Below are 14,071 nucleotides of genomic sequence, written 5' to 3' on the forward strand. Positions count from 1 at the left end.
GACCCCTTATTCACACGTTAAAAGTGAGTAAGGGGTCTTTTATCATTTGGTCATCTCGGAAGGTTTCGACTCATTTCCAAGTTGGTCAATCGCAGTCACATAATAAGAAACACCTGTCTCACTTGCGACTTCGATACTCTTTCTTGCATGGGATGGGACGCTTTCGATATGAGTCGCTTTTCCGTCGACGACTTCATAGATGCGATATCCGATCACGCTCTCTTGACGCACGGCGTGCCAGGTTAACAAGTTTCCTTGTCGCTCGACTGCCGTTGGAATCTCGAGATCGACAGTTTCGTTCAGCTCGGTATCCACTAGCTCTGTATATACGACGAATCGTTCATCGTAGCCCCCGTCCCCGAACGTACCAGAACAGGTGATCAAATTTAAATTGCGATTTGATGTGGCACCGAAAATCTCTTCGATTGGCGCAGTTTTCGTATCATAGCGTTCTGTTTTTGTGACGCGGAACCGAAGTGTGTTTCCGGCTTCGTCTAGAATCAGAACGTCATCGCCTTCTTTAAGTTGATTGAGTTGATAAAAGACGGCCGGGCCGGTCTTGCTGTCGACGTGACCGGCGATCACGGCATTTCCTTTACTTCCTGGTGTGACACCAGGTTCGAACCACCCGACCTGATTTTCATCTTCTGGAACACCCATCTGTCCGTTTTCTAGTACCCCGACTTGTTCGATGGCGGTGTCGACATCGATTTTCGGAATTTGGATTTGAACAGGGGTGACGGCCTTAGCATTTTCTTCTTCCTCCGCTAATCGTAACTTCTTCACCTCTTCCTGTAGAAGTGAGAATTCAGCCGTTAAATCCGGGCTCTCCTCTATTTGTTTTTCTTCTACAGGTGGTGACGACGATTCTTGGGCGCTCGTCCACGTCCAGAAGCTAAAACAAAAGAGAGAGAGCGCCAGAAACAAATGGCGCTTGTTCATGGGGCTCCCTCCTTATTGATTATTGTTCAGACACTTTACGTTTGCGAAGCGTTACGAAGGCGAGTAAGATTCCGCCAAGTACAGCTAATCCAGCGTAGAGCGTGTTCATTGATTGTTCTTGTGCACCACCGAGACCTGTTTCAGGCATCTCTTCAGGCATCATTGTTTCTTCAAACTTGTCAGGCATTTGTGTCACGATCGCGTTACCGAGTGTTTCACCAACACCGAACATGAACGCATATCCTTCACGGAATGACATCCAAGCCGCTTCTGCATCGCCTGCGACATATTGATCGAATGTGTCGAGTACGAGCGCTTCGTGCTGTTTGATGGCTTCTTCACCAGCAGCTTGTGGCAAGTTACCTTCTGTTGCTGCATCGAGGAATGTGCTGAAGTCGACAGCGAATTGGTCGAGGCGCATACGTGCTTCTTCGATTTTCGCTTCGTCCCCTTCAAGTGTAGCAGCTACGATATCACCTTGTGCTGTGATGTGATCTGAGTTCCAAACTTTTTCGAACTGTGCAGCACCTTCGTCACCGTATACAGATGCGATGGCCGCTTTGAAGTCGAGTGTGTTCTGATCTTCTGCCCATGTGACGTAGTCATAGTCCTCTGCTTGGTCATATCCTTTTTGCATACCGATTGCAGCGAGGGCGAAGTGCTCACCTGCAAGACTGTTCAATGTTGAGCGGAGTTCAACAGCTGGTGTATCTGCTCCAGTCGTGAATTTGTCAGGCATTTGTGTGACGATTGCACCTGAGAGGGCTTTACTGATGTTGAACATGTGCTTGTAGCCTTCACGGAACGTCATGTAAGCTTCTTCGTAATCTCCTTCGACATAGTTATCGAATACAGAGAGGACTTGGTCTTCATGAAGTTCAAGTACATCCGCTGCTGCTTCTTTCGGTAAGTTACCTTCCGTTGCTGCGTCGAGGAATGTTGAGAATTCTTCTACGAACTCATCGACTTCAGCTTCAGCTTCCATGCGTAGTTCTTGGTTGTCTGATTTTGCAGCTTCTACGAAATCATCTGAATAGTCGTTATGACCACGGAAGATGTCTTCAAATTGTGCAGCGCCTTCTTCACCGTAGATGGAAGCGATAGCTGGCGTCATGTCGAGCGCGTTTTGATCGAGTGCTTGATCCGCGACCTCAGCATCTGCAGCCTCGTCGTATCCTTTCATCATCGATGTGACGGCTAATACGTAGTGCTCAGATAAGAGTTGATCGAGTGTGGCGCGAAGGTCACCTGCTGGTGTACTTGCTGTCGGTGTGTGATCCGCTGCCTGTGCGTTGACCGGTACGAGTAGTCCTAAGGCTAGTGCCGGTGCTACGATTTTGTTTAACGTCTTCTTCTTCATGTGTAATCGCTCCTTTTCGTAAGTGAGTGTTGTTGTCGTTATTTACACCCATCTAACGGAGCGGTTCAAAAAATGGATCACTCTTTTTTTATTTTTTTTTCGTTTTTTTGTTGAAGAGTGCGATAAACCCCTGGTGCTACGCCATATTTTCGTTTAAAAATTCTGTGGAAATATGGATAACTTCGAAATCCAGACAGTTCCGCAATCGTTTCTAACGAATGTTTTGTATAGCGCATTTGCTCTTCGGCAAGCTGTAAACGAATCGATTGTGCATATTCGATGATCGTCATCCCGGTCTCTTCTTTAAAGAGATGAACGGTCCGTGAAACACTGAGTCCGACCGCTGCGGAGACGTCGACCACTTTGAAGTCACTCGTGACGTGCGATTCGATAAAGCGCATCATACGAGAGACGACTGGAGGTCGCGCCTGGGAATGCACATCTTGAATTGAACGATCAAGCATGAGTAGAAGCGCTTTGACGAGAGTTTCAATTAGTACCGCACTTTGTTCAGATGGTGGACGGCGCACTTCCTCTGTAATGTGTTGCCATAGCGAAAGTAGGCGGGAATCGATGGTGATGGCATACATTCGCTCCCGTGGAGTCGCATGCCACCATGTATCCATCGCATGTCCGGAGCAAAAGATATGATAGTCTCCGCTCGCAGGTGTATCGACGTGCATTTCATAGAAGTCACCTGGACGGACAATCAATACGTCACCAGGTCGTGTGATCATCATTTCCCCATTGACCACGATCCGAGCCGTCCCCTCTGTCTGTAAGCGAATCAGATACGTATCGAGTAAGTTAGCGAATGGAAAAGTGTAGGTCGTTGTATGATACGAATAGCCACAAAAGCCGATTTCCATAATAGTCTCCTCATTTTATAGCAAAATTGTACATATTCTAATCATATCATGGATGGTCATGAATCCTTGAAGGCAGTACGATGAAAGCGTTGAAACGGAAATGAACTTCAAGGAGGACGTAACATGAAACAATGGTGGAAAGAAGCAGTCGTGTATCAAATTTATCCACGGAGCTTCAATGACTCGAATGGTGATGGGATTGGTGACATCCAAGGGATCACGGAGAAGATGTCTTACTTGGCAGAACTCGGGATCGATGTCATCTGGCTCTCGCCGGTATACGATTCGCCGAACGATGACAACGGATACGACATTCGTGATTATCGTGCCATCATGGACGAGTTCGGAACGATGGACGACTTTGATGCGATGCTTGAGGAAGCACACCGTCACGGGATTAAAATCATGATGGACCTTGTCGTTAACCACTCTTCTGACGAACACCAGTGGTTCATGGAGTCACGTTCTTCAAAAGAGAGTCCATATCGTGACTACTATATTTGGAAAAAAGGAAAAGACGGTCAGCCACCGACGAACTGGGGAGCTTTCTTCGGCGGCAGCGCTTGGCAGTATGACGAGGCGAGCGATGAGTACTACCTTCACCTATTCAGTAAGAAACAACCGGATTTGAACTGGGAAAGCGAGACGCTTCGTCGTGAAGTGTACGATCTTATGACGTATTGGCTCGATAAAGGGGTCGACGGGTTCCGGATGGACGTGATTAATATGATCTCGAAAGACCCGAGCTATCCGGATGGTCAAACGCAAGGAACAGGTTACGGTGACGGCACGCCATTCTTCTTTAACGGGCCACGTATCCATGAATTCATGCAAGAGATGAATCAAGAAGTCTTATCGAAATACGACACGATCACGGTCGGTGAGATGCCAGGGGTCAGTGTGGAAGAGGCGAAATTGTATACAGGGGAAGACCGAAACGAACTGAACATGGTCTTTCATTTTGAGCACGTAGACGTCGGAAACGGCAGCTTCGGGAAATGGAATCCGACGGACTGGAAACTCACAGAGTTGAAGACAATCTTCTCGCGTTGGCAAGAAGGACTGGAAGAAGAAGGATGGAACAGCCTGTATTGGAGTAATCATGATCAGCCCCGTGCTATCTCGCGCTTCGGGAACGACTCTCCGGAATATCGCGTCCGTTCCGGGAAGATGCTTGCGACACTTCTTCATCTATTGAAAGGCACACCTTACATTTATCAAGGGGAAGAGTTCGGGATGACAAACGTCGCGTTTGATTCGATTGATCAGTACCGAGATATCGAAACGTTAAACGCCTACCGTGACTACACATCAAAAGGGTTGTTGACGCACGACGAGATTTTCCGGGGAATCCATGAGCGAGGACGTGACAATTCACGCACACCAGTACAATGGTCGGACGAAGCACATGGTGGCTTCACGACAGGGACACCATGGATTGGGGTCAACCCGAACTATGTCGACATCAATGCGGAAGCGGCACGGAAAGACCCGAGCTCGCTCTTTCATTACTACCGTCAATTGATTGCGCTCCGTAAAGCCAATCCAATCGTTGTCTATGGAAAGTATGAGCTGTTGTTACCGGAAGATGAGGCAGTCTATGCGTTCACGCGTTCGTTCGAAGGAGAGACATGGCTCGTGCTCTGTAACTTCTCAGGTGACACACAACAACGTGACTTACCATATGACGTAAAAGAACGCGTCATCGGAAACATGGAACCGATTGAACCGTTCACCCTTCGTCCTTACGAAGCACAAGTGTATAAACTGTGACGAAAAGCTCGCCAGACGGCGAGCTTTTTTGAGTGGTCGCGTATCTTCTTCTCACGATTCGGGAATAGTGTAAGTAACGTCTGACATGAAAAGAGGGAACGACATGGGTACTTTAATCGCGTACTCTTCCAGATATGGAACGAGTGAACAAGTGGCGTCTTTACTCGCTGAACGGTTATCGGGAGACGTTCATGTCCAAAATATCGTAGAAGAGCCGAACGTCATGTGGGAGACGGTGGATCACGTCATCGTCGGCAGTTCGATTCGGATGGGTACCATCCAGGACGAGATGAAAGAATGGTTGACGCTTCATGAAGCACACTTGCTGGAGCATCCTCTCGCTCTATATTTGTGTGCCGGGACACCGACGGAATCGGAGAGGATTCGCGAGCTAGAAGAAGCCTATCGTGCTACGCTGCGCGAACATGCCTATTTCGTCGAAGTCGTCGGAAGTGGGTATGACTTTGAACGAATGGGCTTTTTAGACAAAGCGATCGTCCGCATGATGGCCAAACAGAAAGAAAGCTCGCTTGAACTCGATGAGGACAAACTGGATCGGCTTGTCGAGGCGGCTCAAACGTCCGAACGCACTCGGTCCGAGAATCCGTAAGCGAGTATACCTTGCACATCGATCGGACTTTTCGTGGAGATGAGTACATCTCCGCTTTTTTTCTGTCCTTCGATGTGATAAAGTGCGATCCTCTCCAGCTGGCGTCCTATTCTTAACGCGATTGGCGCAGATTCGTGGCATCGTAAGTTTTCGATGGTCACTTCATCGGTCCGGTTATCCCCTCCGAACAGTTCGAGATCAGCTCTCGAGGTTGTAAATCCGCGCACGGAGATGCGATGTAATTGAACGCGTCGAGACTTGTATTGAATCGCCAGTGCCGGATGTTTTTCATAATCGTAAGTTGGGTCACCAATCGCGGTAAATCCATGAATCAAGACGTCCTGATAGGCCGAGACGACTAAACTTCTTGGAGAGGATTTCGCATATAGCGAGCTTCTAACCGGTTCGACGGATACTAAATTCGTACCAGATAGAAAGCGTGCTGTCTTCGAATCGGGATCGTCTGCTAAATGATGACCAATGTGACGGAAGTTAAATGAACGATTGTCATGCACCGAAAGATGGCCGAAGATATGAACGTCATGAGCTGCGGATGAGGTTCCATGTGCCTTTACTTCGATTCCGCCAAAACATCCTTCACTTTTATTGTTTACGAGTGTGACGTGCCGCGATCCATCGTCGATCTCAATGCCATTCGAATTTGAGAATCCAACAGCATGTGTTCGACCATGAGGATGATGACAATAACAGTTAGTGATATAAATGGCATCGCTATGGTGTGTCGTGATTCCGTCATCCCCATAGTTCGTCGCCTCAAGGTGATCAAGATGAATATACCGACTGCCGTTTGCGGCACGGAGGCCGTCCCCTAAGTAATGATAGTGTGGAGACGTGATGTCGAACGCATGAAGACCGGCATTTTTAGCCGTCACATGATGCACCCAGCCATACGTCACATGCGCAAACGTCAAGGCACTCGATGTCGTGTCACCGCTCGTCGTCCGTTTCGCATCGCCTAATCGTGCGACGTTCCAATCGAGCGTCAGGTGACATACCTCAATATGATGGTTTCCCGCAAATAGGGTGGCGTTTCGTAACAGTCTTCGATGCTTTGGGGCACGATCCGATAGTTTTAGAATGGTGACGTCCTGTCCGGCACCTTCTAACACGCAGTTCGAAGGAAGGCGAATGCCCCGAACGATATATACACCTGCCGGGACAAAGACGCGGCGGTTAGAGCGGAGGGCGAGACGAAAAGCGAGCGTGCAATCCGTTTGTCCGTCCCCGACGGCGCCATAGTCTGTCACATCAACACGTTGTTTTGTGACCTGCATCAGATTCAAATATTCCGCATCGAGTCGGCGCATCCAAACAGGACGAACCATTCCGTCCATTTGTTCGAGCGGGAGTGACGTTTGAACAGGCGTAATGCGTTCTGTCATTGGAATTCGGCAAGGGATGGATTGTTGCTGCTCTGAGTAAGCTGTCTCGCGCGTGGCGCGGTGCCATTCGAGTGTTCGCTGGATGAGGTCTTCTTCCGACCAATCAGAATAAGAGGCAATCATCGAAGCGATTGATTGCGGGTCGCTTGTGTTTTTCATCATAAGATCCTCCTCGCATCATCTTCTCTAGCATGTACCCGTTTCACCCCGTTTTTTAGCAATCAGAAGTATTTACTAGACAGAAGCATCTAGTCGTGTTATATTCAATATGTGCTTAATTAAGAATAGCTGGAATCATAATTCACAAGTGCTTGGGATTATTTTTCATTAGATAATCCAGAGGCTTGTATTTTTTTTGGTCAAGTTTTTTCTAGTAAGGCACTACTATAACGCATAGCGTTTATTTCAGGAGGGTTCATTCATGAACACAGGTAAAGTAAAATGGTTTAACTCAGAAAAAGGTTACGGCTTCATCGAAATGGAAGGCGGAGACGACGTATTCGTACACTTCTCAGCAATCCAAGGCGACGGCTTCAAAACACTTGAAGAAGGCCAAGAAGTAACTTTCGAAATCACAGACGGAGCTCGTGGACCACAAGCTTCTAACGTTGAAAAAATCTAATCTTCCTTTCTAAGGAATATGATACCTGCTCGCATCGGCGAGCAGGTTTTTTTGTGTTTAATCGTGTAGTTTGAGGGAACAGTATACGAGCGACAAATCATGAAGGAGGAATTCGGAATGAGTGCAAAAGAAACAGCTTTAAAAATCCTAGATTCAAGTGATGTAGGGACGATGGCGACCGTGTATAAGGTGAAGCCACATAGTCGTTACATGACATTTTTCCATGATGATTTTACACTCTACACAGCAACCTCGAACGATACAGATAAGGTGGAGGAATTAGAGAAGAATCCATATACGCATATTTTGATTGGTTATGATGGCGATGGGGTCGGCGACACGTACTTAGAAATCTTAGGGAAAGCGACTGTGTCAGATGATGAATCGATGAAAGAAAAAGTGTGGAACGACAAACTCGAAGGCTGGTTTGATGGACCAGACGATCCGAAGCTGGTCATCCTCAAAATCGAGCCGGAATCGATGCGTGTGATGAACAAGAAAGGTCAGCCACCTCAAGAAGTGACCTTGTAAAATCCTCAAAGACGCCTCAAGTAGGCGTCTTTTTGATGGATATGAATAGAGTGTGACGTACATATGGACGAATCATGAACAAACAAAAATTCATATGTGAAATAGTGAACATAGATGGTATATTGTGAATGTAATCACATTATTCATTTATTCAATTTCTTGAAAAGGAGGAATCATCATGTTCACGAAATTTTGGCAAAATCATAACATCGCTACGGCAATCTTGACGGTGTTACGTGTATGGCTCGGTTATCATTGGTTAACAGCAGGTTGGGGTAAAATCACAGGTGGCTTTGGAACGGAGGGATTCTTAAACAACGCGGTGACACTCGCGACTGGAGAACATCCAGCTGTCGCAGGATGGTGGGCTGCATTCTTAGAAAACGTTGCGATTCCAAACGCTGGATTGTTCGATATCCTCATTCCTTATGGTGAATTTTTGGTCGGGTTAGGGTTATTGCTCGGTGCACTCACACGTAGCGCGGCGTTCTTCGGGCTTGTCATGAACATGGCTTTCTTGCTCTCTGGAACGGTCAGTACGAACCCAACGATGTTGATCGTATCTGTATTGATTTTGGTTGCTGGACATAACGCAGGGAAAATCGGAGTCGATGGTTTGTTCCTTCGCAACTTCGTCGAAACGAAAGTATTGCATCGTTCACCAAATCGTCAAATAGCTTCGTAACTTTTATGCACTCTCCTGTGACAAACCTCTCATGTTTCGGCTACGATAGATATAGCCTACAGAGATAAAGGAGAACGCATATGACTACGACTCATTTTAAATGGCTTGGCTACACAGAAGGTGTGTCCTTCTTGTTGTTACTGTTTATCGCGATGCCATTGAAGTATATGGCGGGTATTCCACTCGCGGTCAGTATTGTCGGCGCAGCGCACGGTTTCTTGTTTGTGGCCTACGTACTTGCGGCCATGTACATGGCGTGGCGCTTCCGTTGGGGCTTCAAAGTGCTGACGCTTGCCGTCATGGCATCCGTCATCCCATTCGGACCATTTTTATTAGAGAAACGGGTACTCCCGTCAACAGAGAAGACATCGAACTGATTCGTTCGATGTCTTTTTTTGTTAAGATGCTTGTTCAATTGACTGAGCTGCTGCTCGTTCCGCTTGGATGTCATGGCGAATCCGATATGTGAGCGTGAAGGTACATAGGAGTAGGCCAATCATACATGCAGTGTATAGATGTGCGACTGGTACAAGATCACTCAATACCCCGAATAGAATAAAACCGATTGGCGTGATACCCATCGCAAGTGACTCGAGTACCCCGATCACGCGACCTAAATAATTCGGATCCGTATTCGTTTGTAAAAGCAATTGAATCGGAACGTTGACACGTACGATAAAGAAACCACTCAATAAGGCGAACATTGCGAAAAAGAAAATCGAAGTGAGGATGTTGAAGTTCAAATATAATGGAATGGCAGGGCCGACAAATAGAACACTGAGTATGGTCAGTGCAGATCGCATGGTCGACAGGCGATGTTTGATTTTGAATAGTGGCAAGGCGTGAAGTAAAGAAGCGATTAAGAATCCAATGGCAACCATGCTTTCAAGTAGTCCAAACTGAAACGGAGACACGCCGACCTCTTGTAAAGCGGCTATCGGGAACAACACTTCTGTCGCGACGAAAAAGAAGTTCAAGAAGGCAGCTAGAACGGCGACAGTCCATAAAACTCGTTGCTGCTTCAAATAAGAGAGACCAGACCGTACATCTTCCCAGGTGGATTGTTCGGTTGGAGCAATCTCTTTCTGATGAAATGTGAGTCGAGAAGCAAGCAAGGCGGCAATCATGAAGAATAGGGCTGAACTGAATAAAAAAGCTGAAATCGGTATGAGTTTAAACAGTGCTCCGGCAAGAAGCGGAGTGCCGATACTTGAGATGGAGATGATGCTCTGAATGAGGGAGTTGGCACGTTGAAGCTCTTCCTCTTCGAATAGAAGTGGGATCGAACTCGATAGCGTGACCGATAAGAAGGTAGAGACGATGGATAGGAAGAATGTGATGACATAAAAGGCAGGTGCTTCGAACGTCCAAAGCAAACTTGCGATCCCTGCGAGTAAAAATAATCCTCCATTCAAAGACTCCATCTTGATGATGACTCGTTTTCGGTCAAGTTTGTCCGCATAAGCGCCGGCAAATGGTGACAAAAGAACGCGTGGCAATGTGCCTGCCAGTAAGACAAATGCGAATTGTAATCCAGATCCAGTCGTCGTCAACACCGTTAATCCCGCTACGAACGTAAATAAGTTGGATGCGAAAAGTGACATGAATTTACCGAGTAATAAAATCGATAAATTGGAAGATAAGAATTTCATAGAGAACACTCCTTTACAAAATAGTTAAATGTGATTTAACATTATCATAAAGGTAATCGAGTGAAATGTAAACATAAAGTTCAATATAATTTAACTTATAGAGGTGGCATATGATTGGTGAACGAATTAAAGTGTTACGAAAACAGAAAAAAATGACCCAAACGCAGTTGGCGGAAGGAATCGTCACGAAGTCGATGCTCAGTATGATTGAAAATGGGAAAGCGGAGGCATCGATGCGTAGTTTACGAGAACTCGCAAGTCGGTTAGATGTCTCGATGCAACAGTTATTGACTGACCCGAAAGAAGCTGAACTACAAACGATGGTCGAACAGTTAGAATATGAAGAAATGACACTCGTTTCGCGTCCAGATCAAGAAATACGACAGATGCTTTCCCCATACTTAAAAGAAGAAATGAACTCCGTATGGCAAGGTAAAGCATACATGTTGTATGGGGATACGTACTTTCAAGAAGGGGAAAATGAGAAGGTATTGACCTATTACGACCGTGCCATTGAAATTTTTGAGAAGCTAGGTGAATCTGATGAATTGGCAATGGGACGAATCAGCCAGGCTTATTATTTATTGATGTGGAATCGATTTGAGGAATCGCTTGAACGGATTGACGCGATCGAACTTCTTGATGCGAAATATATGAAAACGAAAACGAGAACTGAGTATGTCATGTTGATCGTATTTAAAAACCTTCTTTGTGATGAGGATTTGGAAGATTCGATTCGACAGCTTGAAGACGTGCTCGAGTATATGAAACGGACAAGAATCTACTACCGTGCGGACGACGTGTATCGCACCATTTCGATTTGTGCGCTCTATTTGAACGATGAAAAGCAAGTTCGTGAGTCTCTACAAAAGGCGAAGCAATACATTCAATTCACGGAAGACCGCTTGGCAGAAATCAAAGTGGCACTTTCTGAAGCACTCTATGCGATGGAATATCGACATATCGATCAATTAGGGGAAAACGTCAAATTGATGGAATCACTCACGACAGAGATCGAGCCGTTCATTGCGGCGATTTCGATGGCGAAAGGTGTGTACTATGCTTTTCGAGGGGAATCGGAAAAAGGAAGAGAGTGTTTATTGGCATTATGGGAAAACAGAGACGAGTGGAAAGCACATAGTTTAGTCGATATCGCGATTTACTACGAAGGGTTATTAAGGGGAACACTGAACGGATGTGGAGACGACTGGGTATCGGTCATCGAAGAACAAGTAGCCGAATTCCCGCAAGGACTGTTTCGCAAACGTTTAGAAACGTTGCTACAACAAATCAAGGGCTGACGAATCAGCCCTTGAACGTTTGAATCAATGTCCCTTGACCATGCTCGACTTGCACAGAGGCGTGGGCCCCGTTGATGAGCGTCATCTGCGGGGGAACGTGTCCGCAATCGATATCAAAAAAGATAGGGACTCCTAACATGTGGTGGAGCTCCTCATACACCATCTCGGCCGTATAGTCTTGATGCACAGATGGGGCATCACTTCGTCCGAATAGAATACCAGACGTATGATCGAACCAACCGGCCCATTTCATTTGAAGGAGGGTCCTTTTTAATGCCGGAACGTTCATCTCTGCGTTCTCAAAATACCAAAGAATCGGTTCATCATTCAGGTGCTCGTGTTGGAACGTCTTAACGTCTCCATACGGTGTCCCGATTGTATGTAAGAGCACGTCAAGACATCCGCCGAGCAATCGACCTGTTGCGTGTTGACCACCGATTGCTTTCCATTCAGTCGCTTCCGTCAAATGAAACAGATGTGGCGTCGGATTGTCAAACTGCCATTCTTTTTGGAACTTCTCGGACGAGCGTTGGATGACCGTCTCGTCGATCCGCGTCGACAAAACATCTAGCCAGCGCGAACTCGTCTCGTCCCATACATCTGCACGCAAATCGACTAAGTTCGGACCATGGGCCGAGGCGATTCCAGTTTTTAATGTATAGACGAAGAGTAACAAACTCGTATCCGAATAACCGAGCATCCATTTCGCGGGTAAGGATTGCCAATCAATTTGATCGAGGATTTCCATTAAGAGCTCCCCACCCCAGGGCGGGATGATCAAGTCGACATTGTCATCTTGAAGTAGGGATGTCAGTTCATGTGCACGGACCCGAGCCGGAGCAGACTTCCCAAATCGTTGTTTCCACGCATTCGGGGTGAATTGTAACGTGAACCCTCGATTGGAAAACTTATGTTCCGCTTGATGCAATAAATGGTGTAATTCTGTTGGTATACCTGATGAGGGAGCGGTGACACCGATTTGATGACCGGATAACTGTGGATAACGAATCATGATGACCTCCTGTGGATAAGTGATAAATGAAATCGGTTAAAACGGTTATCCACATGTGGACAACTAGTTGGAGCGCATCCGTTCGGCGTGACGCATTCCCCATTCATTCATCGCTTCAAGAATCGGGATCAGTGTTTTCCCATACTCACTTAAACGATAATCGACACGGGGAGGGACTTCTGGATAGACGGTTCGGATGACGATCTCTTGTTCTTCTAAGTCACGGAGTTGTGCGGTCAGTATCTTTTGACTGATTTTTGGTAACGCTCGTTTCAACTCACTGAAGCGTAGCGTATCACCATTGATTAAGGCGAGGAGGATGGAGTGTTTCCATTTTCCTGTAATCAGTTCGAGTGCCGTATCGACTTCGCAGCTTGTTATCTTGGTCACATCGCTCTTCCTTTCCATTAGTATCGTTGAAGTAACTATACCACCTTTTTGTGCCTACTTCTGCAATGTGAACCGAGCGGGTATAGTGAAGGTGAGGTGATTGTATATGAAAATCGAACAAATTGAACTAGGACCGGTGACGTTACGCGTCCGTGACATCGAACAGGTGAAACAATTTTATGTAGACGTGATTGGGATGAGTGTCCTAGAAGAAACCGAAGAGCTTGCCACGCTCGGTACGAAAGAGCGTCCGCTCGTCATCTTGCACCATGTTCCACAGGCGAAGACGAATCCGCGGGCGGCAGGGTTGTTTCATTTAGCGATTTTATTGCCAGATCGTGTAGAGTTAGGAAGCATCTTGGCGCACCTCATCGAACAACGCATCGAAGTCGGACAAGGCGACCATTTAGTGAGTGAAGCGTTCTACTTGAGTGACCCAGAAGGGAACGGGATCGAGCTATATGCCGATCGTCCGAAAGAACAATGGAGCTATGAAGCGAACGGGCATGTGAAGATGGCGACTGAACCGGTCGATTATGAATCGATGCTTCAAGCTGCAGTGAATCGACCATTCGCAGGGTTACCGGACGGCACGACGATGGGACATGTGCACTTTAAAGTCCGGTCGATTGAAGCGGCGAAACGCTTCTACCATGACCGACTCGGATTTTCCGTTACGACGGATTCTTATCCGGGGGCACTGTTCTTAGCGGCAGACGGGTATCATCATCACATCGGCACGAACGTGTGGGCACGTCCGAGTGAAGCTCTAGGGGTCGAAGCCGGACTCGAAGCGTGGACACTTCTTGTCAACGAAGAGACAAACCAGGCGTTAGGTGGAACATCGTCTGAATGGACGTTGACGGATGAAGATGGAATTACTGTGCATATAAAAAGAACGGGCGCATGAGCGGCCGTTCT

Annotated in this window: 15 protein-coding genes; 8 read left to right on the plus strand and 7 right to left on the minus strand. The window is 46.8% G+C overall.

Annotation, left to right across the window (positions count from 1 at the left end; translation table 11 throughout):
- Positions 1-42: 42 nt before the first annotated feature.
- From KNP04_RS11480 to KNP04_RS11490, 3 genes are all read right to left on the minus strand, one after another.
- Positions 43-942 (minus strand): class F sortase, encoded by a 900-nt coding sequence (locus tag KNP04_RS11480; protein WP_214876241.1) that lies wholly within the window; start codon positions 940-942, stop codon positions 43-45.
- Between the two features lie 19 nt (positions 943-961).
- Positions 962-2,302, minus strand: a complete 1,341-nt coding sequence (locus tag KNP04_RS11485) for a globin family protein (protein WP_214876249.1) — start codon at positions 2,300-2,302, stop codon at positions 962-964.
- Positions 2,303-2,379: 77 nt separating this feature from the next.
- On the minus strand, positions 2,380-3,171 hold the full coding sequence (locus KNP04_RS11490; RefSeq protein WP_214876251.1) for an AraC family transcriptional regulator: 792 nt from the start codon (positions 3,169-3,171) through the stop codon (positions 2,380-2,382).
- Between the two features lie 123 nt (positions 3,172-3,294).
- On the opposite strand from KNP04_RS11490, the gene KNP04_RS11495 reads away from it, so the two are divergent.
- Entirely contained in the window at positions 3,295-4,944 is a 1,650-nt protein-coding gene (locus tag KNP04_RS11495; protein WP_214876253.1) for a glycoside hydrolase family 13 protein, read from the plus strand.
- 103 nt (positions 4,945-5,047) lie between these two features.
- On the plus strand, positions 5,048-5,554 hold the full coding sequence (locus KNP04_RS11500; RefSeq protein WP_214876255.1) for a flavodoxin domain-containing protein: 507 nt from the start codon (positions 5,048-5,050) through the stop codon (positions 5,552-5,554).
- Here KNP04_RS11500 and KNP04_RS11505 read toward each other — a convergent pair.
- Entirely contained in the window at positions 5,518-7,116 is a 1,599-nt protein-coding gene (locus KNP04_RS11505) for a glycoside hydrolase family 55 protein (RefSeq protein ID WP_214876257.1), read from the minus strand. The genes KNP04_RS11500 and KNP04_RS11505 overlap by 37 nt on opposite strands.
- 262 nt (positions 7,117-7,378) lie before the next feature.
- On the opposite strand from KNP04_RS11505, the gene KNP04_RS11510 reads away from it, so the two are divergent.
- The 4 genes from KNP04_RS11510 to KNP04_RS11525 all read left to right on the plus strand — a co-directional run bounded on the left by KNP04_RS11510 (position 7,379) and on the right by KNP04_RS11525 (position 9,172).
- Positions 7,379-7,579, plus strand: a complete 201-nt coding sequence (locus KNP04_RS11510) for a cold-shock protein (RefSeq protein ID WP_015880427.1) — start codon at positions 7,379-7,381, stop codon at positions 7,577-7,579.
- Between the two features lie 117 nt (positions 7,580-7,696).
- Positions 7,697-8,110 carry a pyridoxamine 5'-phosphate oxidase family protein gene (locus tag KNP04_RS11515; protein ID WP_214695810.1) on the plus strand — a complete coding sequence of 138 codons (414 nt, stop codon included), beginning with the start codon at positions 7,697-7,699 and terminating at the stop codon, positions 8,108-8,110.
- A 178-nt stretch (positions 8,111-8,288) separates the two neighbouring features.
- Positions 8,289-8,795, plus strand: a complete 507-nt coding sequence (locus tag KNP04_RS11520; protein WP_214746834.1) for a DoxX family membrane protein — start codon at positions 8,289-8,291, stop codon at positions 8,793-8,795.
- An 80-nt stretch (positions 8,796-8,875) separates the two neighbouring features.
- Complete coding sequence (locus tag KNP04_RS11525; protein WP_074034148.1) at positions 8,876-9,172, plus strand: DUF3817 domain-containing protein; 297 nt, start codon at positions 8,876-8,878, stop codon at positions 9,170-9,172.
- Positions 9,173-9,193: 21 nt separating this feature from the next.
- On the opposite strand, the gene KNP04_RS11530 is transcribed toward KNP04_RS11525, so the two are convergent.
- Positions 9,194-10,447: an MFS transporter gene (locus tag KNP04_RS11530; protein WP_214876259.1), complete on the minus strand. Its 1,254-nt coding sequence runs from the start codon at positions 10,445-10,447 to the stop codon at positions 9,194-9,196.
- Between the two features lie 110 nt (positions 10,448-10,557).
- Here KNP04_RS11530 and KNP04_RS11535 point away from each other — a divergent pair, with 110 nt between their 5' ends.
- Positions 10,558-11,748, plus strand: coding sequence for a helix-turn-helix domain-containing protein (locus tag KNP04_RS11535; RefSeq protein ID WP_214876261.1), 1,191 nt, complete (start codon positions 10,558-10,560; stop codon positions 11,746-11,748).
- A gap of 4 nt (positions 11,749-11,752) precedes the next feature.
- Here the strand turns inward: KNP04_RS11535 and KNP04_RS11540 are convergent, their stop codons facing one another.
- Both KNP04_RS11540 and KNP04_RS11545 read right to left on the minus strand, forming a co-directional pair.
- Entirely contained in the window at positions 11,753-12,760 is a 1,008-nt protein-coding gene (locus KNP04_RS11540; RefSeq protein WP_214876263.1) for a S66 family peptidase, read from the minus strand.
- 63 nt (positions 12,761-12,823) lie between these two features.
- On the minus strand, positions 12,824-13,150 hold the full coding sequence (locus KNP04_RS11545; protein WP_318247829.1) for a winged helix-turn-helix transcriptional regulator: 327 nt from the start codon (positions 13,148-13,150) through the stop codon (positions 12,824-12,826).
- 106 nt (positions 13,151-13,256) lie between these two features.
- Between KNP04_RS11545 and KNP04_RS11550 the strand changes: the two genes are divergently transcribed.
- Complete coding sequence (locus KNP04_RS11550) at positions 13,257-14,060, plus strand: VOC family protein (RefSeq protein ID WP_214876267.1); 804 nt, start codon at positions 13,257-13,259, stop codon at positions 14,058-14,060.
- Positions 14,061-14,071: the final 11 nt, after the last annotated feature.

The organism is Exiguobacterium sp. CH10 (assembly GCF_018617635.1).
In the GTDB taxonomy this organism is placed as follows: Bacteria; Bacillota; Bacilli; order Exiguobacteriales; family Exiguobacteriaceae; genus Exiguobacterium; species Exiguobacterium aestuarii_A.